This is a genomic window from Streptomyces sp. NWU339 (assembly GCF_003143855.1).
Classification (GTDB): domain Bacteria; phylum Actinomycetota; class Actinomycetes; order Streptomycetales; family Streptomycetaceae; genus Streptomyces.
In genome coordinates this window covers 1-23,919 of sequence record NZ_QFRK01000040.1, presented here as the reverse complement: position 1 = coordinate 23,919, position 23,919 = coordinate 1, and the positions used below count along the sequence as shown (strand labels likewise).

22 protein-coding genes are annotated in these 23,919 nt (G+C 70.6%); 1 reads left to right on the top strand and 21 read right to left on the bottom strand.

What is annotated here, in order from left to right:
• Positions 1-81: 81 nt before the first annotated feature.
• The 20 genes from DIZ27_RS32865 to DIZ27_RS32775 form a co-directional block, all read right to left on the bottom strand.
• Positions 82-459: a hypothetical protein gene (locus tag DIZ27_RS32865; protein ID WP_109382067.1), complete on the bottom strand. Its 378-nt coding sequence runs from the start codon at positions 457-459 to the stop codon at positions 82-84.
• On the bottom strand, positions 456-1,040 hold the full coding sequence (locus DIZ27_RS32860) for a hypothetical protein (protein ID WP_109382066.1): 585 nt from the start codon (positions 1,038-1,040) through the stop codon (positions 456-458). The genes DIZ27_RS32865 and DIZ27_RS32860 overlap by 4 nt, the downstream gene beginning before the upstream one ends.
• A 12-nt stretch (positions 1,041-1,052) precedes the next feature.
• Positions 1,053-1,862 carry a hypothetical protein gene (locus tag DIZ27_RS32855; RefSeq protein ID WP_109382065.1) on the bottom strand — a complete coding sequence of 270 codons (810 nt, stop codon included), beginning with the start codon at positions 1,860-1,862 and terminating at the stop codon, positions 1,053-1,055.
• A complete protein-coding gene (locus DIZ27_RS32850; RefSeq protein WP_109382064.1) occupies positions 1,863-2,579 on the bottom strand; it encodes a hypothetical protein in 717 nt (238 codons plus the stop codon).
• A 13-nt stretch (positions 2,580-2,592) separates the two neighbouring features.
• On the bottom strand, positions 2,593-3,282 hold the full coding sequence (locus DIZ27_RS32845) for a hypothetical protein (RefSeq protein WP_181383796.1): 690 nt from the start codon (positions 3,280-3,282) through the stop codon (positions 2,593-2,595).
• 83 nt (positions 3,283-3,365) lie between these two features.
• Positions 3,366-3,671: a hypothetical protein gene (locus DIZ27_RS32840; protein WP_109382063.1), complete on the bottom strand. Its 306-nt coding sequence runs from the start codon at positions 3,669-3,671 to the stop codon at positions 3,366-3,368.
• Positions 3,672-3,745: 74 nt separating this feature from the next.
• A complete protein-coding gene (locus DIZ27_RS32835) occupies positions 3,746-4,219 on the bottom strand; it encodes a hypothetical protein (RefSeq protein ID WP_109382062.1) in 474 nt (157 codons plus the stop codon).
• A gap of 57 nt (positions 4,220-4,276) precedes the next feature.
• Entirely contained in the window at positions 4,277-5,662 is a 1,386-nt protein-coding gene (locus DIZ27_RS32830) for a hypothetical protein (protein WP_109382061.1), read from the bottom strand.
• A 77-nt stretch (positions 5,663-5,739) separates the two neighbouring features.
• A complete protein-coding gene (locus DIZ27_RS32825; RefSeq protein ID WP_109382060.1) occupies positions 5,740-11,745 on the bottom strand; it encodes a hypothetical protein in 6,006 nt (2,001 codons plus the stop codon).
• Between the two features lie 3 nt (positions 11,746-11,748).
• The gene (locus DIZ27_RS32820; protein ID WP_258308651.1) at positions 11,749-12,264 is read right to left on the bottom strand and encodes a hypothetical protein; all 516 of its coding nucleotides are present in this window, start codon (positions 12,262-12,264) and stop codon (positions 11,749-11,751) included.
• A 5-nt stretch (positions 12,265-12,269) separates the two neighbouring features.
• Entirely contained in the window at positions 12,270-13,112 is an 843-nt protein-coding gene (locus DIZ27_RS32815; RefSeq protein WP_109382058.1) for a cupin, read from the bottom strand.
• 88 nt (positions 13,113-13,200) lie between these two features.
• Complete coding sequence (locus tag DIZ27_RS32810) at positions 13,201-14,853, bottom strand: major capsid protein (protein ID WP_109382057.1); 1,653 nt, start codon at positions 14,851-14,853, stop codon at positions 13,201-13,203.
• A 108-nt stretch (positions 14,854-14,961) separates the two neighbouring features.
• Positions 14,962-15,222, bottom strand: coding sequence for a hypothetical protein (locus DIZ27_RS32805; RefSeq protein WP_109382056.1), 261 nt, complete (start codon positions 15,220-15,222; stop codon positions 14,962-14,964).
• Complete coding sequence (locus DIZ27_RS46060; RefSeq protein WP_181383795.1) at positions 15,222-15,377, bottom strand: hypothetical protein; 156 nt, start codon at positions 15,375-15,377, stop codon at positions 15,222-15,224. The genes DIZ27_RS32805 and DIZ27_RS46060 overlap by 1 nt, the downstream gene beginning before the upstream one ends.
• Positions 15,378-15,403: 26 nt before the next feature.
• On the bottom strand, positions 15,404-18,730 hold the full coding sequence (locus DIZ27_RS32800; protein ID WP_109382055.1) for a phage minor head protein: 3,327 nt from the start codon (positions 18,728-18,730) through the stop codon (positions 15,404-15,406).
• 3 nt (positions 18,731-18,733) lie between these two features.
• On the bottom strand, positions 18,734-18,958 hold the full coding sequence (locus tag DIZ27_RS32795; RefSeq protein ID WP_109382054.1) for a hypothetical protein: 225 nt from the start codon (positions 18,956-18,958) through the stop codon (positions 18,734-18,736).
• On the bottom strand, positions 18,955-20,736 hold the full coding sequence (locus DIZ27_RS32790) for a hypothetical protein (protein ID WP_109382053.1): 1,782 nt from the start codon (positions 20,734-20,736) through the stop codon (positions 18,955-18,957). The genes DIZ27_RS32795 and DIZ27_RS32790 overlap by 4 nt, the downstream gene beginning before the upstream one ends.
• Before the next feature lie 6 nt (positions 20,737-20,742).
• A complete protein-coding gene (locus DIZ27_RS32785; RefSeq protein ID WP_109382052.1) occupies positions 20,743-21,108 on the bottom strand; it encodes a DUF1360 domain-containing protein in 366 nt (121 codons plus the stop codon).
• Between the two features lie 334 nt (positions 21,109-21,442).
• Entirely contained in the window at positions 21,443-21,724 is a 282-nt protein-coding gene (locus tag DIZ27_RS32780; RefSeq protein WP_109382051.1) for a hypothetical protein, read from the bottom strand.
• Between the two features lie 143 nt (positions 21,725-21,867).
• On the bottom strand, positions 21,868-22,212 hold the full coding sequence (locus tag DIZ27_RS32775) for a hypothetical protein (RefSeq protein ID WP_109382050.1): 345 nt from the start codon (positions 22,210-22,212) through the stop codon (positions 21,868-21,870).
• Positions 22,213-22,757: 545 nt separating this feature from the next.
• On the opposite strand from DIZ27_RS32775, the gene DIZ27_RS32770 reads away from it, so the two are divergent.
• Complete coding sequence (locus tag DIZ27_RS32770; RefSeq protein ID WP_109382097.1) at positions 22,758-23,150, top strand: VOC family protein; 393 nt, start codon at positions 22,758-22,760, stop codon at positions 23,148-23,150.
• Between the two features lie 14 nt (positions 23,151-23,164).
• On the opposite strand, the gene DIZ27_RS32765 is transcribed toward DIZ27_RS32770, so the two are convergent.
• The coding region (locus DIZ27_RS32765; protein WP_219933673.1) for an IS630 family transposase at positions 23,165-23,919 on the bottom strand (755 nt) is incomplete at its 5' end.

The following is a 23,919-nucleotide window of genomic DNA, read 5'->3' as shown; positions in this document are numbered from 1 at the left end:
TCCCCTGGGGTCCGCTCCTCGCCCGGCCCAAAACCAGTCAGCGCACCCCCGAGGGTAGCCAGCAGCGCGGACCACACGGGGTCAGCGACCCATCCGCAGCGCTCGCTGAAGGAACGGATTGGCCCTCGTGCCGGGGTGCCTGACTCGCTTCGCGAAGACGACACGGCCGCCGGTCTCGAAACGCAACGCCTTCGCCCTGCGCGGGCGGATGATGTGCGGCCGCGTCCCGTCGAGGACGAATCGCACTGCGTGGTGGTCGCACACGATGACGCCCTGAAGACCGCGCGGCCCCTCGGTGACCTTCCAGTCGATGTACTGGCCCATGCGGCCGGGCGCCTCCTGTCGGGCGATGTCCGCGACGCGCTGCGTGCGCGCGGACATCCTGCGGTGCGCGATGCTGCCTCGTGCTCGCACCATCGCCAGCAGCCGGCCCGGCTCCACTCGCACTTCGACGCTCACAGCATCACTCCCTCGCTCGGGCAGCCGCATCCCGGCAGCGCTACCGTGACGCGCTGCTCGACGCCGACACAGCCCCCTTCGGGGCCGACGATCCGGGACGGGCCGAGGACGAACTTCCGGCCCCGCCGGCTGCTGCTCGTGCCGGGCAGGCAGCACAGCAGCGCGTTCATGATGACCGTCGAGTCAATGTGGACGATGCGGGCAGCCTCCGCCTGCTCGTCGCACGTGGGCGGGCAGCCGTTCGCGTTCGGCAGGGGCGCGCACCGCAGCAACGTCACGAGGTACTCGACAGCGGTGACCGGCGGCGGAGTGCAGCCGCGTACGCCCTGGATGTTGGTGTCCTGTTCGGGGAAGTTCCGCGACGGGTAGAGGCGGACCGTGGACACAGTGAGCTGCCCGCCGACGTCTCCGGTACAGGGGTCGGCGCAGCCGTCCCACGCGGGCGTGCCGGGCACGACACAGGCCCGGCACGGGCAGCCGGGATAGTCGTCGATCTGGGCGGCGGTCTCGTCGAGCGCGGAGCACACGCACCCGAGGATGGCGTCAGCGATCTCGTGCACGGCGAGCGTCGGCAAAGCCATAGGGGCGGCTCCTTACCTGGGCCAGGTCTGCGCGCGTGGGCGCCTGAAGTCGGGGCTGTAGACCCTCGAGGGCGATGTCTGCCGGTACGGGTTCACTGCCGTCAGCCACAGGTCCACCAGCGGCAGACCGGTGCGCATCTCGGAGTAGACGAGCGTCGGGTCGGCGAACTCCTGGTCGACGCCCTGCCGCGACAGGCGGGTGACGTTCGCCGGCATCTTGCAGCCACACGAGCCGCCACCGTTGCAGCCCTTCAGCAGGTGGCAGACCAGTTCGGCGAACGCGGCCTCAGCAGCATCATCGAGCGGCAACCCGACCCGGTACGTCACACCAAACGTGTCCGGCTCGCCGAGCGGCGCCCCCATGTTCTGGCAGTCGGGCCAGCACCCGCCGTCCTGCCGCACCAACAGACCGGCGTCGTCGACTCGGTACGTCTCCGGCGGCAGCTCGACACCGTCGATCTGCACCGACACGATGTCGTGGACCGGGCCCTCGAGCCGCACCTCGCACAGCTCACCGCACGAGCAGTCCGACGAGCAGCCGCAGACACTCGCGTTGTACCAGTTCCCGTCACGGCCGATGTAGGGCACCCACGGCGACCCGGACCAACTCGCCGCGAGCGGCTGCGAGTCCAGGCAGCGGCGACGGCACGGGCGCACCGTGAACGGGCACGACGGCCCCCAACGGCGGCCGGACAGGTGGAACAGGATCGTCGTCGCGACGCGCCGCCACTTCTCGACAGTCTCCTCGTCGGCCTCGTTGGCCGCCGGACAGCAGTCAAGGTCGAGCGGCCACGGCTCGCACGGACTCGTCTGGATCGCCACTCAACGCCACCGCCCCGGCTTCTCGTAGCGGCACTTCTTCGGGAACGCGGCACGGATGTGCCGGCCGACGACACCGTTGGCGAAGGTGTCGGGCAGCGTCGAAAGGAACTGCGAGTCGCGGGGGAAGCGGTGCCGGGTGAGGACCTTGACGTCGTCGATACGGTCCCCGCCGATGCCATTCAGCACCCCGTAAGCAGTGCGCTTGTGCAGCACATCAAGGCCAGCCCCAGCGTCGAGCGCATACAGCATGCCCGCCTTGGTGACAGGCAGCGGAACGTGCAGCTCATACGACAGGGGCTCGTCGTGCCCGAGGCCGGTGAGGAACTGCCGCGTCTCCCGCATGCCGCGCACATACCGGCCGTTGTGGCCACGGGCGGTGTAGTGCTCCTCGACGTCGCGGACCAGCCCGCGGTGCAGCACAGGCATCCGCTCGACCGGCCGCATCACGAAGAAGTCGTCATTGCAGAGGAGGAAAGTGTCGGTCACCTCCGGGTGTTCGCAGGCTGCGCGGACGGCCGCCGTGGTGTTGGCGTACTTCGTGCCCGACTGCGGCACGGGAATGTGACGTACGCCGTGCAGCCACGCCGGCCGGTAGCCGACGATCCACACCTGCCGGTGCGGCAGGTGCGCCGACCATGAGCGCAGCGCATAGCGCAGTTGCGTGTTGGTCGGCTCCTGCCGCACCGGCACGACAATGTCCGGCAGCACTTCGCTCATCGTCGGCACCGGCCTATACGGACGCGTCGCAGAGCACCGGCACGTAGTCGCAGCCGGGCTCGGGCGGCGGCGTCGTGGTGATGAACGTCCGCCGGTGGCAGGACGGGCCGAGGGGGGTGAGCATCGGGCCCGGTGTGCCTGCGCCGTCGATCGGCATGACGTCGTACGGGCCGACACCCCACGAGCCGCCAGCTCGGGTCGCGCCGGTGACCTGGAGCGTCACCGCCTCGGATCCGATCTCCAGGTCGCCGAGGAGCCCGTTCGTCACCCACGGCAGCAGGAAGTAAATCCATTGTCCCTGGGCACCTTCCGCGCACTCCTCGCCGAGGACTTCGGCCCACAGTTCCAACGCGAAACCGGTGTCGCAGCGGACCGAGCAGGTGTCGAAGCCGATCGGCTTCCCGTCCCAGCCGAGGATGACGGGGTTGCCGGTGAGGATCTCGATCAGCTCCGGGGAGACCGAGAAGATGTTCATCTCCAGGTCGAAGCCGCGGAACGTCGGGCAACCGCGCTTGTACCCGCAGACGCGGCCGTTGGCCGCCTTGTACTCGATGTCTTCGCCGTCGTCCGAGTTGTTGTTCATTCCGAGGCTGGCGAAGCAGTCGAAAACGAACCCGTTCTCTTCCCCACAGACCGGGTTGCCGCACTGGTCGAGGCGCGTCACGCGCATGACGTCGGCATTGGCGATGAGCGGACAGGACACGGCCGCAACCTCCTGAAGTGCTTCAGAAGGCCCGGCCCAAAACCAGCTGCCCAGGTAGTGAGTTTATCGGTCTGCGATCACCGCTAGGGAGCCGTCGCCGTAGCGTGCACGACGACCCCCGGCGCCGGGGCGCCCACCGCGAGGACGCCGAGCCCGAGGAGCGTCACCCCGGCCGCCGCCTGCACGTTCACCGTCGTTGCCGCCGCCGTGTTCGCGGTGACGGACGCCGAACGGAACGCGCTACCGCCCTGGAGGGCGACGGTCACGACCGGCGGGCTGGCGAACGTGCCGGCTGGCCAGGCGAAGACGGCGTTCCCGTTGCTGTCCGTCGTCGCTGTCGCGTGCACCTGCCGCCGCTGCGGCGCCGCATAGCTCCCGGCAGTGCTCATGCCACTGGTTCGCGCCGCAGGGCCGTACACCCGCCTCTGAGGAGGCCGAAGCCTGCCTGTGTTCCGGTCACGTCTCACACCTCGCAGGTCGATGTGACGAGGAAGTCGGACCCGGTGACTCCCGTGAACACGAACGCGTCCTGGAGCTGCTCGCCCGTAGGGCCGCCGCGGTCCACACTCCACGTCAGGGAGGTCCCCGGAGCGAGGGGGACGGCCGGGCCGTCGCCGATGGTGACGGTCGGCTCCCCCGCGTAGACGACGAGGGTCACCGAGCGGGCGCCGGCTTCGATCGTCACCGTGCCCGTACCGGTCTGCCGTTGGATCGTCGAGTCGATCAGGGGGTTCGGTGCTGGCGGCTCCTGGGAGTCGCACCGCACCACCGCGCCCGTGGGCGTGTAGGCCGTGGTGCCGTCCAGCTCGGTGTCCGTGACGACCGTCGCCCCGGCCTCGGTGCTGTACCGGCGCAGGAACGCCCCTGTGTCGTCGCACAGGACCTCGTACTCGCCATCGGGCGTGGCAACGGCCACGCTCCCGCTGGTACCGGACATGAAAGGGGCCTCCTCGAACCAGGGCGGGGCCACCGGCGGCGGCCCCGCGTGGGGCTGCTATCGGTGCGTCCAGGTGAGCAGGTACGCGGTGTCTTCCGTGGTCCCGGCGAACGCCGCGGCGGCAAGACTGCCCCCTTCCACGGCCCAGGTGGCATCGACGCCGGCCGGGACCGGCACGGCTTCCCCTTCGGTCATCGTGACCGCCACCGTGCCCGCCAGGACGTGCAGGGTGACGTTCTGGACGTCGGCGAACTCCGCCACGAGGTCCTGCGGCTCGGTGCCGGTGACGTGACGGACCCCGGTCGACACCAGCCCGCTCTCGACGGTGAGCAGCGCGGCCGGGGCGGCGAGGAGACCCGCACCTCCGGTGCCACCGCTGGCGGCGGTCGCACAGGGAGTCAGCTCGCCCTCGGGCGGCGCGATCTCGTTACCGGCCGCGTCAAGCCACTGGACCGACGTGGCGCCGTCGCAGTCCTGCGTGAACACCTTGCTGTAAAGCGTCGTCTCCTGCGACTGCGCCGACCCCAGGGTGAACGTGCCGGCCGTCCCCCCGGCGATGCGCTCCAGGATCATCTGCCCGTACACCGTGCTCGGGTCCGCAGCGGCCGTACGGATGTACCACAGGCACTTTCCGTTGTAGGCGGCCTGCCACAGCGCATCCGGGTCGAGCGTGGCCAGGACGGCGGCCCATGCGCCGTGAAGCTGGTCCAGGTTTCCGCCGCACCCGACGGCGGTGAACGTGGGCGGCGTGCCGGTGACCCGCTCCACACCGTTGACGATCCAGGAGTTGAGACGCCAGGTGCCGGCGCACTGCGTCATGTTCGGGGTGATGGAGCCGCAGGGCGAGCCGGCGGTGTTGTCGTAGGCGGCCTGCGCCGTCACCATCGACCAACACTCGGTCTGGTAGGAGGTCGGGCAGTCCTTGATGGCCGCGCAGTCCGTGACGACCGTACCGACCGGCGTGTACGGCGTAACGCCGTCCAGCTCAGTGTCCGTCACGCTGACGACCACCCCAGTGCAGTCGTGGCACACGACCCGCATGAACGCCACCGGGTCCCCCGTGACGGGGACGTCGCAGAGGACGAGCGGCTCGCAGCCGTAGCAGTCCGAGGAGCACTGCCCGACCGTCCCGGCCGGGGTGTATGGGGCGCCGTCCAGGGCGTAATCCGTGTGGCCGACGATGGCGCCCGTCTCGTCCCGGGCGTAGTCCCGCACGAACGGGGTCACGGTGCCATCGTCGGCGGTGTCGCACAGCTGGAGGACGTCCAGCTCCGACTGCTCCGCCCCGGCCGGGCAGACGGTGACGGTACCGGTGGGGGTGTAGGGGTCGCCGGTCACGGGGTCGGTGATCCGTGTGGCGACCCGGGCACCGCTGTTGGTGTCGTAAACCGGCTCCACCAGGACCGTGGCGGCCACCGTGCCGTCCGGAAGAACATCGCACATCAGCTGCGTCTCGACGTCAACGCGAGGCGCGGCCGCCGCGCCGCTGACGATGACGGGCCCCTGCCCGCAGCATCCACTCACAGGGTGACTCCGATCGTGTACGAGAGGGTGACGGTGCCGGTGTCCGCGGTGATGGTGAGCGGCCCAGTCAGGGCGGCGTCGGTGTCGCGGCCGACGCTCCAGGTGGCCGCCTCGCCCGTGTACAGCGTGCTCGCGCCGTCAGTAGTCGTGACCGTGCCCGTACCGCCGTGAGTGACTGCGGTGACCGACTGAAGTGTCGGCCAGGCGGAGGCGTCCCACGTCTCACCGGCCGCAAGCTCGACGCGGCGCGCCTGGACTCCGAACGCCGGCTCGGCGTCCCGCTCGCCGCCCGTGTTGCAGGCAACGGGCGAGACGGGGCTGTACGGCTCGGCCAGGTCCGGGGTGTACGTGCCGAGGCTGGTCAGCTGGCCGTCGCAGTCCACACCCAGCAGCTCGACATAGTCGACGTCAGCGACGCCATCGCCGTCGGTGTCGTCGCACCGGCACGCCTCGATGACGGTGTGGGCCGGGCAGTCCACCGGAGCCGGGGGCGGGCAGCACTCGCCGCCGGCCGCCGCGCACTGGCCGACCTTCCCGGTCACCGTGTACGGCGCACCGTCCAGCGTGGTGTCGGTAGTGGCGACTACCTCCCCCGTCTCACAGTCCACCGTGATGTTCCGAAGGAACTGGGTGGCGCAGTCGTCGCCGAACTGCTGCTCAATGCCGACGCTGAAGCCGCTGACCGTCCACTTGATCGGCCCCTCGGACCCCGCGAAGCAATGGCTGAACCCGGCCTGCGATTGGCGGTAGGTCCGCAGGTTCAGCCACACGTACACGTCGCCTGCTGCCAGCTCAGACGACGGCACCGTGGCGGTCACCGTGACGGGGATGGTGGTGCCGACGGTGAACGCCGGCTCCGACGACTTGCCAAGCCCCTGCCCGGTCGTGACGTAGGCGGTCCCGTCCCCCGCGAGCAGCCTCGCGCTACCGAACGCACCGCACGCGTTGGCCGGGCCGTCCACCCGGGCGTCGAGACGGACGGTGACGCGGGCGGTGCCAGTACCGTCATCGCACGCCGGCGCAGGCGACGTGATCCGTGCCGCAACCCACCGGTGCGTCTCAGAACCGTTACCGGCGTTCCCGTTCGACTCGGCCGGGAACTCTACGGATCCGCCCGACCAGAGAGAGCCGCCACCGCCGGGCAGACGCGCCCACCCGGGCCAGGAGTTCAGCTCTTGGGCGTGGTCCTCGAAGGTGGTGTCACCCGGGTCCAGGGCAGTGTCCAGGTCGCACAACAGCACCGTGCTGGAGTTGCGGCACGGCTCCGGTTCCGGCTCGGTGGTTAGCTGGCACACGCCGACCTCACCGGCCGGGGTGTACGGCGTGACCCCGTCCAGGCCGGTGTCCCGGACCTCAGGCGCAGCGGCGTCCTCGGTGTAGGTGAGATGCCGCAGGAACGTCGTCACGGTGCCGTCGTCGGCGGTGTCGCACAGGGTAAGGACGTCGGTGTTCACCGCCGGGCAGCACTCGGTGACGGGCTCGCACTGGCCGACAAAGCCGGTGGGCGCGTAAGGCTGCCCGTCCAAGGTCGTGTCCGTCGTGGACACGACCTGGCCCGTCTCGCAGTCCACGACCTGCCGCCTCATGAACTGCACGGTTCGGGTCGAGACGGCGTCGAAGGACAACGCGATACAGGCCCCGGTGAAGCGGTAGGACAGACCGGCTGGCGGGCGGTCAAAGAACATGTAGCCGGTCTGGTTGTCCGTGCTGGAGCGGATCACGCCGCTCCCTGCGGCGTACGCGTTCCCGCCGAGCCTGTTGGGCGAGCCGTCCAGCATCGTGACGGTCTCGTTGGTGTCGAAGTCCCCCAGGTTGACCCGAAGGGTGTCCATGCCGCGAGCGACGTCGTCCAGCTCGTACGTGAACACGGCCCCGCTGCCCCAGTACGGCGGGATACAGCCAACTCCCCCTTGGGGCCGGTCCACGGTGACACGGATCGTGCCGACCGTGCTCGAGTCATCGGTCGGGGACAGGCTGTAGATGAACCCCTGTCCAGCCGGCGAGGCCGGGTCCGGGGCCACACCGACCTGCCTCCACGTCACCTCTGTCGAGGTGTCACACAGGAGCGTGGACGTGGTGTCCCGGCACGGCTCCTCCGCCTCCGGGGCCGACTCGCACACGCCGACCGTCCCGGCCGGGGTGTACGGGGTGACACCGTCCAGGCTGGTGTCCACGACCGTGGGGGTGGTCGCTCCGGGCAGGTAGACCAGGTGCCGCAGGAACGGCATCGGATCGGCGCCGTCGACCAGGTCGCAGAGCTGGACGACCTCAACGTCCGGTGTCGGCTCTGACTGCTCGGACTGGCAGACGCCGACCTCGCCGTCCGGAACGTACTCCGTGCCGTCGAGGAGCGTGTCACGGACCGTCGGCGTACCGGAGCCTTCCGGGTAGGTGAGATGCCGCAGGAACGGCGTCACCACTCCGTCCACGCCGGTGTTGCAGAGGGTCACGGCCTCCGTGTCCGGGCAGCATCCGCCGCCCTCGCCGCCGCCGAGCGTCGTGCACTCGCCGACCTCCCCCGTGACGGTGTACGGGTCGCCGCCGAGGGTGGTGTCCGTGACGCTGATCGTCTCGCCGGTCTCGCAGTCCGTGACGATTTTCCGAATGAACTGGGTCTCGCAGCCGTCCTGCTGGAACTCGTAGGAGGCCGTGAAGTTGCTGAGCAGCCAGGCCGAACCGGTGTTGCCGGTCTGATCCCATGCCTCGACGTCGAGGGCAACGACGATCTGTCCGGCGGCCAGGAGCGCGGCCGGGACGCCCACGGCCGTCGTGGTCATGGTGCGGACCGTGCCCGCCGGCATGCTGCGGAGGGTGTCGGTGCCGCTGTTGGCGAGGCGTGCCCCGGTGTCCGTGCGGTGGAGGCGGATGCTTCCGGCGTAGTTCACGGCGGTCGCCGAGGGCCCGTTGTTGCGCGCTGCGACCGCGACGGTGATCGTGACGGTGCCCGAGTCACAGGACGGCCGCTCGGCCTGGAGACGGGCCGCCACGCCCGTCAACCACTGGTTCGGGGTGCAGGAGCCGGCACCGCTGGCACGAGCGGGGATGGTGACCGTGCCGCCGTCCCACAGGGCTTGGCCGCCACCCGGGTGCTGGTTGACGCAGCGGATCTGATCGCCGTCCCACGGGTACGCCGTGGCGCTCACGTTCGTCGCCGACGGGATGCCAGCCGGGTCGCCGACGGGGAGGTCACAGACCTGCGTGGTGTACGTGTCCCGGCACGGCTCGGGCGGGCACACGGCGACGCTCACCCCGGCCTGTACCTCGACCGGGTCGCCGGTGACCGGGTCGACGTACCGCTGCGCGATGCGCTCGCCGCTCTGATCGTCGTAGACCCGCTCGACCAGCACGCGGCCGATCACGTCCCCGCTCGCGTCGACCAGGCACAGCAGCCCGGTTTCCACGTCCACGCGGGCCTCCGGAGGACAGCACTCCCCGCCGCCGGTCGCCGTGCACTGGCCGACCTCCCCGGTGACGGTGTACGGCTGCCCATCGAGCGTGGTGTCCGCCGTGGCGATGACCGCACCGGTCTCGCAGTCGACAGTGACCGTACGGAGGATCTGCGTCTCGCATCCGGTCTGGTCGTAAGTGACGGTGGCCTCGAAGCCGCTCAGGTTCCATCCGCCGATGCGTGCCCCGCCCGTTCCACTGCCGCTCGGGCAGCCGCTCGCCCCGGCCTGGTACGTCTCTAGCGCGCCGGTCAGCACGACGTTCCCCGCCGCGAGGTCAGCCGCGGGGACTTGAGCGGTGACGGTGAGGACGTCGACGTTCCCGACCGGGGCGCTTGCCGTCGTCGCCGTGGCCGCAACCCGCGCGCCGTCGGAGAGCAGCCAGACGTAGCCGCTGCCCAGGCAGGCGGCGTCGGGGCCGGTGCGCTCCGCCGTCATCGTGGCCGTGACCGTCGCCGTCCCCGTGTCGCAGCCGGGGCGCGGCGCCTGGATGGTGGCGGCGAACGAGCGGGCCCGCTGAGGGGAGCCGTCCAGTGCGCCGCTCGTGTCCGCGGGGATGGTGAGCGGGCCGCCGGACCACAGAGCAGCCGCCCCGCCGGCGAGAGGCTCGACGCCGGGCAGCGTCGTGTACGGGACGGGACTGGTGTCCGTGACTGCTGTCTCCGGACTGCCGCCGGTGGGAAGGTCGCACAGCAGGACCGTGCTGGTGTTCCGACACGGCTCGGGCTCTGGAGGCGCCGGGGGCTGGCAGACACCGACCGTGCCCACCGGCGTGTACGCGGTACGGCCGTCGAGAAGCGTGTCCGCCACGGCCGTGACCTCGCCGGAGCAGTCCCGGCACACCGTGCGCGCGAACTCCCCACCGAGGGAGGCGTCAACGGCACCGAACAGCCAGGTGCCGATCCTCCGGCAGTCGGCGAGGACCGTCCTCGTGCCCAGGTACTGGAGCGCGAAGGACGACACTCCGGTGACGCGGAAACGGGCGCTGGTCTCGCGGGTGGGGGCGTCGAGAGTGGTGCAGTCCGTGAGGGTGGCGTCCACGCTCAGGATGCCGGTGGACCGGTCATAGGTGTAGCCGGGCGGGAGGCTGAGCGGCTGCGCCCCGACCGGGAGCTGGGCCGTGTTCTCCCCGGGCCCGGTACCGGTCGAGTGGACCATCATGACGCTGAACTCGGCCGTGACGGGCTGGTCGAACGTGAACGTGGTGACGGGGATGCTCGGGTTGGGGAAGAGGCCCGTACCCCACCAGGCCGCGCCGTCGCCCTGCTGGTTCGGCGGGAGCGGCGAAGGGCCCGTCGCGGTCCAGGCGACACCGTTGGGCAGCGTCCCGGACGCGGCCGTCCCGGCGATGGTGGCCGGAGGCATGGCGTCGGTGTCACACAGAATCTGCGTGGTGCAGTCCCAGCACGCCGACTCTGCAGGGCACACCCCGACTGTCCCCGTCGGCGTGTACGGGGTGCCGTCAAGGAGGTAGTCCGTGTGGCCGGTGATCGCGCCGTTCTCGTCCCGGGCGAAGTCCCGCAGGATCGGGGTTACGGTCCCGTCGTCGGCGGTGTCGCACAGCTGGAGCAGGTCGCGCTCGGGCTGCTCTACCCCGGCCGGGCAGGTCGTCACCTCGCCCTGCGGGGTGTAGGTGTCGCCGGTGACGGCGTCGACCAGGCGCACGGAGTCGATCGCACCGTCCGCCGCGTAGCTGTACTCGACGAGGACCAGGCCGAGGACGTCCCCGCTGTCGGGGTCGATGTCGCAGAACGTGCCGGAAACCTGGATGCTGCGGGAGTCACCGCACGCGATCGTCCCGGCCGGCGGCTCGCCCACGCTGTACGTACCGCTTGTGAGGTTGAGCCAGCCGTCGCGGGTGACTGTGCCGTCGCAGTCCCGGGTGACGATGACGGCGATGGGTGTGCCGTCCGCGAGGCACAGGCCGAGCGTCGCGGCCGGGGTGGTCTGCTGCTCGCACGGCGTCTGTCCCGAGCAGGTGCGCACGGTGCCGGTGACGATGTGCGGGGTCTGCCCGTCGAGGGCGACGTCCTCGAACGTCGCGGTCCCGGCGAGGAAGGTGTACCGGCGCAGGAAAGGGCCGGAGTCGTCGCAGAGCTGAACGGTTTCCGTCTCCGGGCAGCCGTACTCGCAGTCGACCGGAGAGGCTGGCACGTACTCCTGTGACGGGTCGTCCTGGTAGGTGAGGACGAGTTCGGCGACGCCGTTCGCGCGGATGCACCACAACTCGCTGTAGGTGGCGTCCGCCTGGCCGTCGCCGTCGGTGTCGTCGCACAGGGTGCGGCACACGGTGTCGACGCAGCCGGTGTCACACGGTCCGGCGTCCGGCGGGAGCGCGCCCGCAGTGAACATGCCTGTGGTGTCGAGCCAGCCGATGACCGTCGGGTCCTCGGCCGTCTGCCCGCACTCGACGCAGCCGGACTGGACGACGGCGAGGATCGTCGTCCCATCGGACAGGCACAGTGGTGCCGATGCGATGGACGGGGCGCAGCACGACGGCGCAGGCTCACCGCCGCCGCCCTCGCCCGGCGCGCACGGAATCGGCTCTACGGGCATCCGTCAGTCCTCCGCGTGGGCCTGGCGGCGGTGGGTGTCCCGGCCGCGTGCGGTGGTGAACGTGCGCGGGCATCCGTCGCAGGCGAACGGCGCGCCCTCCCCCTCCGAAGGCGCGACGTCGCCCGCCGTGCCAGCCAGCTCGGGCTCGGGCTCGGGTAGGGGGACACTGTCCGGGCCGTATGCGGACTCCGGGGCGGGCGGCAGCACGTCGCCGGGCACGGCGGTGCGTTCGGCGACGAGCGGGACGACCGTCTCCGGGCCGGTCTCCCCGACGAGCACAGGACCGGTCAGGTGCACAGCGCCGGGCGGCGGGGCGTTGTTCGCTTCGTCCTCGAGGGGCGAGCGGTACCGGTGCCCGTCGACGATCGCGCCGATCAGGAGGTTCTCGGGCGCGTCGGTGAACAGCCGGGGCGGCACGGCGAACGTGTCCGGGCTGACGGTGCGCAGCTTCGGTGTGTGCCCGGTGGCCCAGCGTGCGAAGTCGCGGCGCCGCTCGACGGCCGGCCGGACGTGGATCATCTCGTTCACTCGCAAACCCTCACCTTCACCGCGCATGCCTGACAGGTGGTGCCGACGACGTACGTCCGCTCGGCCAGAACGCGCCTGTCGTTGTTCCGGGGGTTGACCGACGCGGCGGCACGGGACCGGTCGGGGACGACGTCGATCGGGCCGCGCCGGATGACGAGCGGCCCGGTGATGTACAGCCAGGCCGTGCCCGGCTCGGCGGGCTGCCCGCCCGGGCCAAGGTTCAGGTACGAGTAACCGGCGCCGATGACGGCGCAGTTCCCGGCGAGGGTGCGCAGCGCGCCCGTGACCGGGTCTTCGCGCAGCACGTTGCAGCAGCCGAGGAGTGCCGCCGCACCGGCGGGGACGTGCAGCACACCGACGCCGCCGTACGACTCGGCGAGACAGCCCTCGAGCGCGGCGACACCCTGCGCGAGCGACAGCGGCCCTTCGGGCGGGGTGAGGTCCTCGGCGTCCATGCTGAGCCGGGTCCGCATGAACCCTGCCTCGACGGCGTGCTGTTCGCCGAGCGCGAGCGATGCGAGAGCCTGCTCGCGGGCTTCCTCGTAGGTGAAGCCGAGCGCGGAGCACTCCGCGCCCGCATAGACGGTGATCGGCCGCGCATGCTCCGCCTGGGGCCGGCAGAACTCCTTCTCCGGCGGCTCGCCGGGGCTGTCGTCCTCGCACGGGTCGGCCCAGTCCCGCGCCGGGCAGCAGCCGAGCGCGAGCCAGTCCACGCCGTTGAGTTCGTGTATGCGGTCTTCAGTGACGTCGATGACGTCCGTACAGGTCGAGCCGAGGATGCCGTGAGGGAGTAGCGTTCCCCGGATCGCCTCTACGTTGCTGCGCAGCCCTGGCGGCATCGCGCGACCTCCAGTCGTAGTCAGGAGCGGTGCCGGGCCGGTGTCAGGTTCACCGGCCCGGCACACGCGTCTCCGGGCCCGGAGGCGGTCAGGAAATGTCGCCGGCGCCGCAGGCGATGAGCGTCTGCGCGCCGGTCTCGCCGGTCGGGCAGACCGGGACGGTGACGACGCGGGTGTCCACGGAGCGGTCGACCAGAGCGATGCATTCCTCGGCGAAGATCGCCGTGTAGTCGTTGGTGACGAACTTCGTGCTGTCGTGGATGACGCCGAGGTTGACCTCTTCGCCACGGCCGATGACGATGCTGCCCGCCGGGTAGATCAAGAAGTTGACTTCGGTGGGCCAGTCGGTCGCCGGGTCCGGCGCTCCGATGTCGGTCGGGACGGCCGGGGACAGGCCCCGCGCCCACTGGATCCGCACGCCGAGCGGCGTGAAGAGGTCCTGAACGTCGCGAGTGGACACCTCGGAGGGGCAGCAGCCGTTCCGGCGCGCGAGGTCGGCGAGGAACAGGTTCTTCGACCACCAGGGGAAGACGACCTCGAGGGCGGTGGTCTCGCACAGGGAGTGCCGTTCGATCATGTCGGCGGCCTGGAGTGCGACGGCCGCGAAGACGGCGGACAGCGCGCCCATGGTTTGCGGCATGGTGACCGGCGTCGCGGTGGCGAGGGCCTGCGTGAACAGGTGCTGACGGATGCGGATCTCGTGCGCCACCATGGCGTTCTGGAGGTACCAGGAGATCAACTCCGGGAAATGACGCTGCGTCAGAATTCCCGCTTCGAGACACACGCCGATGGCGTCGCAGCGCACCTCGACCGGGTCCGGGCACGGGATCTTGAAGCACGGCTTTTCGTTGCCGGCGATGTCGTCGGCCTCGGTGTGGATCCACGTCATCGACGCGACGTCCAGCGACAGCGGCTTGTAGTAGCGCAGGCCACCGCGCGAGAGCTGGATCTCGGGCGCGTCCCACAGCAGGTCGGGACACGAGACGCCCGTGATGTCGTAGAGCGTCTCGGACGGGGCGCACCAGCCACCCGAGGCGACGAGGTCGCCGCCCTGGAGCCGCGACTGCGACGAGGCGGCCATCGCGACCGTCGTCCCCTCCGGGGCGCTCGAGGAGTCGGTGACGATGAGTTCCTTGCCGTACGGGTGCCGGTAGGAGATGACCTGACCGACGCCGCCACCAGCCGTTTTGAGGGCGGTCGCCCGGGAGTTGATACCTCGCACGACGTCGTCGAAGTTCAGGTCGGCACCCGGCGTGTATCCGGGGACGTCGACGGCCGCCGTGATGTGGGTGGTCGGCGCGGGCGGCTCGGGCAGCACGCGCGGCTGCGCGCGGCGCACGGCACCCAGGTTCAGCGCCGGCCGGGCAACAACGGCGGATGCGGTGCGCTCCGGCTCCACCGGGGCGGGCTCGGGCTCGGGGTCGGCTGCTGCGGTCGGCTCGGCCGGCACCTCCTCCGCCGGTTCGGCGGGGGTGTTGCCGGGCTCGTCACCGCGGATCTGCGCGGCGAGCGACTCGATCTCGGCGGCGGCCTGCTGCGCGGCCTGGACCCGCGCCGCCTGCTCGGTACGGATGTCCTCGACCGCGGTTGCGAGCGACCGCATGCGCGTCAGGCTGTCGTCGGTGACGGTCTCCTGCGCGGACAGCGCGGCGAACTCGGCACGCGCACCGTCGAGGGTCTCGGCAAGCTGCTCGTCGTCGAGGGCGGTGACGTCGTCGGGGAGCTCGATGGGCTCGGCCATGACTGCTGTCTCCTGAGTGTTCAAGGAGACTCGGCCCATAACCAGCAGTCGGAAAGGAATCTTAGCTGCACGGACGGCAGGTGAGAGGCCCTGCCGCCCGTGCGGCGTCTACGCCGAGACGTCGGATGCGGTGCTGTCGCTGCTCGCCGTGTCGGTACCGGTGGTGGTGCTCGCCGCCGTGGTGGTGGCGCCGTCCTCCCGGACGATGCTGCCGGGGTACGAGCGTGCAACGGACCGCGCCTGTTCCTTGTCCGTCGACTGGAACGCGACACGACCTTTCCCGCCATCGAGGACGACCTGGTGCAGGGTGCGCGGGGAGCGGCTGTTGCTGCTGCGTGCCCGGGTCTTGCTGCCGCAGCCGCAGCCCATCAGTTGCCCTTCTCTATCGGGCGGACCTTGCGGCCCGCTTCGCGGTCGGCGACGGCCTGCGCGGTCGTCTTGTAGGCCGTCGGGCCGAAGACGCGGCGCCCGCTGCTGTCGACGACCTCGTACTGCGCCTTGTTCTTCCCGCAGTTGCAACCCATGAGCGGTGTCCCTTCTCTTCTTCTGTTTACGCGGCGGTGCCGTGGACCTGGGCGGTGAGCTGCTCAATCTCGGCGCGTTGCTGAGCGGCGCGCTCGGTCTTGCGCTGCTGGAGCGCAGCACTGAACGTGTCGAGGAACTCGGGAGTGAGCAGCGCCGCCGTCACCTCGCTCGCGACGCCGGCCGGTGCGGTGTCGGGAGTGGGGGTGTGCTGCGGTTCGGGCTCCGGCGGGGCGCTGCTCCGGTCGGTGGGGAGCGTCGCGGCCGCCGCGGTCAGTGCGAGGTTCGACCGCTCGACGACCGCGGTCGCCGCGAGATGCGAGGCGGCGGCGAGCCGGGACGGGTGGCCGGGCACGGGTACCGACAGGACGGCCTTCAGCTGCCATGCACCGTCACCGCCCTGCGTCATGTGATAGCTCGGCTGGCAGGCGCGGAACACGGACAGGTCCCACGACGACAGCCACGGCGCGGCGGCCCCGGAGAACCACATACCGCGCCGGTTCATGCCGACGGTGACGATCCCGGCGACGGTCCCACTGTTGTCGAACTGGCAGGCCGCGGTTTCGCATTGGAAGCCGTCGCGGTGGTGACCGACGTTCATCGTGATGGTGCCGACAGCGACCTCTGCGCCGTCGTCGAGGGGGAACTTCGCGCGCAGGAAGTACGAGGTGTCGATCTTGCCGAGTTTGTCGATCTGCACCTTCCGGCCGTGGACCTCGTGCGGCACACCGGCCTGTGCTACCCACCCGTAGACGCGGCCGTTTCTGTAGTGCACTCCCCCGGAGTCCGGGGGGAGTTCCTCGGGGGTCGGCTCGCGGAACCACTCGGCCGGCATCGGCGGCTGCTCCTTCATGACACGCCAGGCAGACGCCTCCAGATCCGTCAGGCGGAAACCGCTCACCAGGACGTCGAGGTCGAGCGCGGCGGCCGACATCACACCTTCGGGGAGCGTCGACGGGCCGATGTAGAGGCTGCGGGAGAGCCGTACGAGCCGCCCGGACTGGGTCGCCTTGGCGAGGTAGCGGCGTACGGCGGCGACGAGCAGGCCGAGGGATGCGGCGACGTCGCGGGCGCCGAGCGGCACCGGGGAGCCGCGGACGTGCGCGACGACCCGTTCGAAGTCGTCACCGGCCGCCGCTGTCGCCTCGACGGCCGCCGCTGCCGCCTGGTCGGGCTCGCCGTCGTCGACCGGCTCGATCTCGTCGAGGACGATCCGCGCCTGGTCGTAGGCGGGCATCGCGACGAGCGTCGCCCCGCGCACGCGGGCGCGGGTGACCCTCACGAGGAAGTCGCCGCTGTTCTCCGCGTGGACGACGACACCTGTGTCCGGGTCGTCCGGGTCGCCGGCGGCCGCGGTCAGTTTCGCGTCGGGGAACAGCGCCCGGGCGACGTCGGCGGGGATACGGCCGCCCGGCCCGGAGATCACCGACGCGGTACGCATGGCGCGCTGCATCGCGGCACCCGACGCGGTCCACTCCGGGGCGCTGCTCGCGGTGATCATCCATGCGCCGTCGCCGAGCGCGAGGACGCTCGCGCGGGCGTAGGCCCCGGCAGCGAGGACAAGCCCCCCGTCTTCGCTCATGGTGTTGTCGACGAGTTCCACGCTGACGTCGTCGAGGTCGACGGACACGCCGAGCGGTGCGCCTTGGTCGAGGAGGTCGACGGCTTCCCAGCCGGCACGCTGCGTCAAGTACAGGACACCGGCACCGGCGAGCCGGTCGCCGTCGCGGTTCATGTCCTGGATCGCTCCGGCGAGTTCGGCCCCGTCGTGGCCCATGCCCATCTCGTCGGCGTACTGGAGCGGCCACGGGCCGGTGCTCTCCCAGTACAGGGAGCCGGCGGCGAAGATCCGACCGTCACCGGTCTGGGTGTTCTCGTAGGCCAGCGCCGTATCCCCCGGCGTCGACCATGCGCGGACCGGCAGCGCGTAGTCCGCGGCGGCGGTGGTGTCCATGTCGGTGGCCTCCTCGGGACCGAGCGGGATGTCGAAGTGTTCGCCGCCGAACGCGAGGCGGACGCAGTCGAAGGTGATCGGGCCGACGCGTTCACTCATGGGCTCCAGCGGCCACGTGTCGGTGTCGTAGGTGGCGGTGACGTGCGCGACCCACGGGGAGTGCTGGGCAGGGATCTCCGGGCGTTCGTGGGTGTCTTCGAGTGCCTGGTAGGCGAGCACGGCGGCGTCGTGCAGGGCGGGCCCGTCGTGCTCGGTGTCGTCGCCGACGGCCCACACCCATGCGGGTTTGTCGCTGCTCGGGTTCCAGTGGTTGACGCCGAACGCGCGGGCCCGGATGGGGCCGGTCAGGTTGCGGGCGGCGTCGCGGACCAGGCTGACGAGTTCGGCGCGCTGCTCGGGGGTCCAGTCGGCGCCCTGGTCGCCGAGGAACACGAGCGTGCAGTGGAGTTCGTCGGCGGGTTCGCCGCCCTCGAGGGCCAGGCGTTCGGCGTCCTCGGCGGTGGGGAGCAGGGCGATCATGCCGCCGCGGCGGTGCTCGTCGTCGGCGGCTGTGACGACACCCGACGGGGGCAGCTTCGATTCGTAGGCGTCGGGGCCCGGATCATCCTGCGATCTTACGGACGCCGAACGGTCGGCAGCCTGCAATCGAAGGACGCAGCGGCAATTGACGGTGAGGGACGGGGGCGCGGCCGGGTCGCCGGGCGCGGTCATCGCGACGCCGGCGACGGTGAATGGCTCATCGAGGAGCCTGAGCTGCCCGTTGACGGCGGCGTGCGCGTCACGGACCTTGGGGTCGCGGCGGGTCAGCCACTGCTTGACGAGCGGCCGGTCCGGGCTGCTCATCGCCTGGGCGGCGGCGAGCGTGGCCGCGTTCCACACACGGCTGCTCTCGGTGCGGGCGATGCGTTCCTCACGGGTCGCGCCGAGCTGTGTCCCGTCGGCGGCCAGCAGGGCGCGGAGCCGGGACCGGAGCTGCTCAGTGTCCTCACCCGCGTTGAGGCCCTCGGCGAGCGCGGCGACAGCGGCTTCGGTGAGCCGGTCCCCAACAGCGCGCAGCAGGTGCTCTGTCTCCTCGGCGTAGTCGCCGAGCGGGCGTGGGAGCCGGTCGTCGTCGTAGCGGGCGGGCAGGTCGTCCCAACCGTCCGGGAGGCTGCTGTCGGCGTCCGTCGCGGCCTGCTCGGCGGCGGTCTCAGCGACGCGGAACAGGCGCCGCATGATGCGGGGGACGCGCTCACGCCATGCGGTCGCGATCCGGCCGAGGCTGAACCGTGCGGCGACGATCTCGGTCGCGTCGGCGAGTTCGGCAGCGAGTTCGGCGGCGAGTTCGTCGAGGACGGCACGGACCTCGCCGGCGACCGCGTGTTCGGAGTCGGCGAGACGCTGTTCGGTCTCCTCGTCCATCGGTCACGCCTCCTTCGAGCGCGCGCCGAGGGTTCGGGGCGGCTGCTGGTCGTCGGGGTCGTCGCACAGCTCGCAGACGGCGACGGTGGTGATGTGGACGACGCCGGTCGGGAAGAGCCCGAAGACGTCGACGGCGAGCGCGGTCATGGCCTTGCAGCCGGGGCACCACTTCGACCGCGGTTCGCTCATCGCGGTGGTGACCGTCACGCGGATCTCACGCGGGCTCATGCGGCCTCAGCTAGGCAGGAGGTGCGCAGGACACGGGCGGTGTCCTCGTAGGCGTGCGGGTGCCGGGCTGCGATCAGCGCGCGGGCGTAGTCGTCGAGGAGGCCGGTCAGGCAGTCCGCGTCGAGGCCGTACCGGGTGGCGATCTCGGGGACGCGGACCCATGCGCCGTCGAAGAGGCGCCATTCGTCGATCTTCTCGGGGTCGACGGGGAACTGGGTGTGCAGCTCGGCGGGGACGATCTCGCGGGCGCGGGCGCGTTCGGGACGCGGGCAGGCGGGCCGGTTCCGCAGCCGTACGCCAGCGGCGTAGAGGGCGTTCCAGATCAGGCCGTCGACGGCGGCAAGCGCACCGTCGGGGAGGGCTGCCGAGGCGGGGAGGGTGTCGGGTATCGAGGTCGTCTCGCTCACGGGCAGGCTCGTTTCTGACTCGTTGCTGGGGTCCTCGGCGGTGTCGCTGTCGTCGGCGTTGTCGTCGGTGTCGTCGCCGTCGTCGTTGGTCTTCTTGACCGGTGGGGCTGCGGGGGCGTCGGACTCGTCGAAGCCCGTCTCACGGCGTGCGGAGGCAGCGGAGATCAGACCCAGGCCGAAAGCCTCGAGCGCGGTCTGCGCCCGGTTGGCCTGCACGCGGAGGTTGCTGGTGTCGTACCAGACGAGGTACTCCTCCGCGTCTTCGACGCCGTGGTCCTCGAGGAGGGGCCGCAGCCACTGCACGGTGAGGGCGTGCGAGATGAGCGCAAGCCGGGGCTCGACACCGAGACGGATCGCTTCCGCGGTGAGCGCCCACGCCGACCAGTGGTTCGCGTCGCCCAGGCCGAGGAGGATCTCGGCGGGGACCTCGAGGCCGTTGGCGAAACGGCGGATGGCTTCCTCACGGAGGCGGATGGCGAGGTCGTCGAACTCGGACTCGAACTTCAGCCACTTGATGTCGGAGATCGACTCGGCGGGAACCTCGAGGACGATCGGCACCGTGGCGGCGGCGCTGTCCGGCTCTCTGATCGCGGTGGACGCGACTTCCATGAACACGTCGATCAGGTCGTCTTCAGCGTCCGACGGGCTGCTGGTCGACGTGGGGAAGCGGGTGCCCTTGGGGATGAGGAGGACACCACGGCCCGTGAGCCGGGAGCGGGCGATAGCGGCGACGGCCGCGTTGAGGAGTTGCAGCTCCTCCAGGAGCTGGAGGCTGGAGCGGACAGGGCTGTCGGCTTCGATGTGCCGTCGCGGGGACGGCTTCCACACGCGGATAGCGATCGGCACCGTGTGGTCGTACTCGGCGTCCGGGTCGTACTCGGGGATCTCGACGGGCTCACCGTCGATCTCCGCAACGAGTTTGCCGCTGTGCTGGGTGACCTCGGCGATGGACAGGACACGCCACTCGTAGCCGGTGACGGCAGTGCCCGTCTTTTCGAGGAGGGGGCGGACGATGACCCATCCCTCACCAGCGACGACGAGGTGCGGGCCGAAGTCGCCGAGGAGCGCCGCCTGCCCGTCGGGGCCTCCCGCGATCTCCTCGACGATGTCGGATGCCGGGTGGTCGTGCGGGAGCCGTTCGATGCTGCCGTCCTCGGCGCGGCGGCCGGCATAGAGGGTCGCGCCGCCCATGGCGTTACCGATCCACGTACCGGCGAACCGCACCTCGGGGACCTTCTCGAAGAAGTCCCACGCGCTCGCCTGCCATGAGCTGTTCGGCTTCTTCTGCTGGTTGCGGTTGCGCTGGACGGTGTAGCGGGCGGCGGCAGCCGTGAGCTGCCGCGGCAGGGGGGAGATGAGACGGCGGGACATGGCGGGTCACCCGCCGAACGTGTCGTCGCGCCGGTTCAGCAGGGATTGGGCGCCGGCCACGGCGAACCAAAGCAGACCGAACTGGATGATCGGGTTGTCGCCCCAGAAGTGCCAGGCGGCGAGCACGGCGCCGGACGCCCACCAGCCGAGGCAGTAGATGCAGCTGATCAGCTGTATGAGCAGGGCGCGCGGCTTGGACTCGATCTTGGCGGCGTGCCAGGAGCCGAGGCGCTGCCGCACGGGGTCGAGGATCGAGTCATGGACGCCGAGCTGGGTTGCGCGGTAGCCCGCGAGGCCGAGTACGACGAGCGTGGTCAGCGAGATCAACGGGCCGCCTCCGGTCAAGATCCCCAGGTCATGAACGGCGGCCATGGTACTGCGCGAAGTGCTGAGTAGTGCGCGCGCACTGTGCAGAACGGGGGGAGTGAGTGTGCGCCGGGTCAGAACAGGGGCACGGTGTCCATGCCGTCCGGGTCCATGTCGGCGGCCTCCGCGAGTTCGAGCTGCCGGGCGGGGAGCGGCAGGTCGACGATGGCGAGGGAGCCGGGGCAGGACACCAAGGCGGTGCCGTACAGGGCGTGCCGCTCGAGCGGGTCATGCCGCGCCAGGCGGCCCTTGCTGAGGCGGCCGGCGACCGGGCCGGCCGCAGTCCTGGCATTCGACGCGAGGCAGCTTCACGCCCACCAGTGTCCGGTCGGGGGAAGCATCAGTACGCCCACAAGGCGGGGTCATCCACGACTTCCACCCGGGCGGAGTCGTCGCCGGCCTGGCGACGCGCGATATCCCGTATTTGGTCGCGCCCCTCCTCGCTCGCCGGCTCCCACAGGGCGCGGTCCACAGGGACGTGCGTCCAGCGGACGCCGCCGCTGGTTGAGGTCTGGCAGTAAAGGGTGATCGTGCCCGGCTGGACGTCCCCCGCCAGATGGAAGTGAACGGGCTCTTCTACTGGGAGCTCGGCGTCATGGTTGGCGAACGGAGACACGTTCACGGGGGAACTCCTAGATGCGCCTGGACCCTCTACCGGGCCCATGACCACCGACGCAGAGGGCTGTCCGCCGGGCCCGTCACCACCGACGCGGACACGGCGACCGTATCAGGCGTGTCGGCCGTTGTCGGGGGCTCGGAGGCCGGTCAGTAGACGAGCTGCAGCTTCACGATGGCACCCTTGCCCTCGATGTCGACGCGCCGCTTGTCGAAGGTGACGCGCTTGCCTTTTCCGCAAGCCTGGGGCCAGTCGTGCTTATTGTCAGTCTCGATGGTGACTCGGGCGCACATGGCGTCACGCCGCGTGTCCTCCACCCACCCGGCCACACGCACATGGTTGTGCGTGCAGGAGATCTTCCAGTGAGCCCTCGCGCCATCGATGACGGGATTGCGGACGGTTCCGCACGGGTCTGCGTTGGCGGGGGTTGCTGTCACCAGGACCGTTCCGCCGATCAGGGTGATGGCGGCCAGTGCAGCACGAATCACGCGCATGGGACGTTCCTTCCGTATAGGGGCCGAACGTCGACGGTAAAGCTCAGCACCACAGGCTGGACCAGACCTCACCCGAAGGGGTGGTCGGCATCCACCCCTGCGAGTGACGGGCGGCTGTCGTGGGTGGTTCGGGGAAGGCCGGCCGGTCGCCGGTACGAGGAAGGGCCCGGAAGGCGGGGTGCCTTCCGGGCCCTTCTGTTACTTCCCGCAGGGGCAGTAGCCGAGCTTCGAGCAGTTACCGAACTAGGCGTGGAAGCAGTCGACGTAGTGAAGTCTTCCCTCCAGCCCCGGGCAACGTGGCCCTTGACTTCCAGGTCGGCGAGCATGGACCGGATTCCCCACACGAAGTACCCGCGGGGACCGTACTCCTTGCTCGTGACCTTCAGTCCGGCGAGCTTGCCTTCTTCCTCGAATGCGGGGCCGCAGGAGGGGCACGGGACCCCCCAGGGGGCCGGGAGGAGCCGGTTAGTGCTGTGACCGGGAAGGTTTGCCGGGTTGGTGGGAGTGCCGCGTGCTGCTCGATCTGCTCCGTAGACTCGGCCGCCATGGAAGCATCAATGTCCTTCGTCCATCACCTGGGCGTGTTCGCTTCAGACTTCGAGGCGAGTGAGCGGTTTTACACCGCTGCGCTGGAGCCGCTTGGAATCACCACCGGCTATCGGACCGACGGCGTGGCCGAGTACTGGCATCCGAAGCGGGACACGCCCTCGCTGTCCCTGGAGCGTGCAGAGAAGGCGACTGCCTCCACCAGGGGGATGCACATCGCGTTCACGGCGGGCAGCCGGGACGCGGTGGATGCCTTTCATGCGGCTGCAGTGGCGGCCGGGGGCACATCCCGGCACGCTCCTCGCTCATGGAGCGAGTACCGCGCCTATTGTTCGTTCGTCAGCGATCCGGACGGCAACAACATCGAAGCCGTTCACAAGGAGATCCCGTAGCGGCCCGGTTCTGTTCAAGCAGCCTCGGTAATCGGCCGTCCGCCCCAGCGGATGCCCTTCTCGCCGCGGACGCGAGCACGCTCCTTCCGCTGGGCGGCCAGCACGTCGGGATGGCGGGCATTCTTGTTGCGCCAGCGCAGGTAGGCGTGAAGCGCCCGGGTCTGCGCGGTGTGGTTGCGGTGGTCGGAATTGGCGACGGTGAACTGCCGCAGCGGCCCGAAGTGGGCCTCGATCGGGTTGGCCCAGGACGCGTAGGTCGGGGTGAAGCAGAGCTCGACTCGGTTCTTCGTCGCCCAGCGCCTGATGGTGTCGCCCTTGTGGGCGGAGAGGTTGTCCAGGATGACGTAGATCGGGCCGCCGTCCGGGCGGGCCGCGCGGATCGACTTCAGCGCGGCCAGGGTGTTGCCGGCACCCTTCTTGCGCCGGTTGACGCCCCAGAGCGTGTCGTCGCCGATCGCGTAGCAGCCATGGAAGTAGCGCACTCCGTGGGTGCGATGGTAGGTCGCGGGGTGCCGCTCGGGGCGTCCCTGCTCGGCCCAGCACGACCCGGCGGTGGGCCGGATGCCCAGCGGACCGAACTCGTCGAACGCGAAGAGGCGGCCCGGGAAGCGCTCCAGGACGTGCTCGATGCGGTCGAGCTTGGCGTCACGGTCGGGGTCGGGGGACTCTTTCCAGGTCTTGGTGCGCTGGAAGGTGATGCCGCGGCGGGCGAGCAGGCACCGTAATGCCTCACGGCCGATGCGGATCACGCGGCCGTGAGGCATTACGG

What these genes read in the sequence shown, in the direction of transcription:
- DIZ27_RS32850 (WP_109382064.1), bottom strand. Translation starts at nt 2,579, where the DNA reads ATGAGCGAAGTGCTGCCGGACATTGTCGTGCCGGTGCGGCAGGAGCCG.
- DIZ27_RS32810 (WP_109382057.1), bottom strand. Translation starts at nt 14,853, where the DNA reads ATGGCCGAGCCCATCGAGCTCCCCGACGACGTCACCGCCCTCGACGAC.
- DIZ27_RS32775 (WP_109382050.1), bottom strand. Translation starts at nt 22,212, where the DNA reads ATGCGCGTGATTCGTGCTGCACTGGCCGCCATCACCCTGATCGGCGGA.
- DIZ27_RS32835 (WP_109382062.1), bottom strand. Translation starts at nt 4,219, where the DNA reads ATGTCCGGTACCAGCGGGAGCGTGGCCGTTGCCACGCCCGATGGCGAG.
- DIZ27_RS32830 (WP_109382061.1), bottom strand. Translation starts at nt 5,662, where the DNA reads ATGTGCGATGTTCTTCCGGACGGCACGGTGGCCGCCACGGTCCTGGTG.
- DIZ27_RS32770 (WP_109382097.1), top strand. Translation starts at nt 22,758, where the DNA reads ATGGAAGCATCAATGTCCTTCGTCCATCACCTGGGCGTGTTCGCTTCA.
- DIZ27_RS32860 (WP_109382066.1), bottom strand. Translation starts at nt 1,040, where the DNA reads ATGGCTTTGCCGACGCTCGCCGTGCACGAGATCGCTGACGCCATCCTC.
- DIZ27_RS32795 (WP_109382054.1), bottom strand. Translation starts at nt 18,958, where the DNA reads ATGAGCCCGCGTGAGATCCGCGTGACGGTCACCACCGCGATGAGCGAA.
- DIZ27_RS32805 (WP_109382056.1), bottom strand. Translation starts at nt 15,222, where the DNA reads ATGGGCTGCGGCTGCGGCAGCAAGACCCGGGCACGCAGCAGCAACAGC.
- DIZ27_RS32785 (WP_109382052.1), bottom strand. Translation starts at nt 21,108, where the DNA reads ATGGCCGCCGTTCATGACCTGGGGATCTTGACCGGAGGCGGCCCGTTG.
- DIZ27_RS32800 (WP_109382055.1), bottom strand. Translation starts at nt 18,730, where the DNA reads ATGGACGAGGAGACCGAACAGCGTCTCGCCGACTCCGAACACGCGGTC.
- DIZ27_RS32790 (WP_109382053.1), bottom strand. Translation starts at nt 20,736, where the DNA reads ATGTCCCGCCGTCTCATCTCCCCCCTGCCGCGGCAGCTCACGGCTGCC.
- DIZ27_RS32815 (WP_109382058.1), bottom strand. Translation starts at nt 13,112, where the DNA reads ATGCCGCCAGGGCTGCGCAGCAACGTAGAGGCGATCCGGGGAACGCTA.
- DIZ27_RS32820 (WP_258308651.1), bottom strand. Translation starts at nt 12,264, where the DNA reads ATGATCCACGTCCGGCCGGCCGTCGAGCGGCGCCGCGACTTCGCACGC.
- DIZ27_RS32825 (WP_109382060.1), bottom strand. Translation starts at nt 11,745, where the DNA reads ATGCCCGTAGAGCCGATTCCGTGCGCGCCGGGCGAGGGCGGCGGCGGT.
- DIZ27_RS32840 (WP_109382063.1), bottom strand. Translation starts at nt 3,671, where the DNA reads ATGAGCACTGCCGGGAGCTATGCGGCGCCGCAGCGGCGGCAGGTGCAC.
- DIZ27_RS46060 (WP_181383795.1), bottom strand. Translation starts at nt 15,377, where the DNA reads ATGGGTTGCAACTGCGGGAAGAACAAGGCGCAGTACGAGGTCGTCGAC.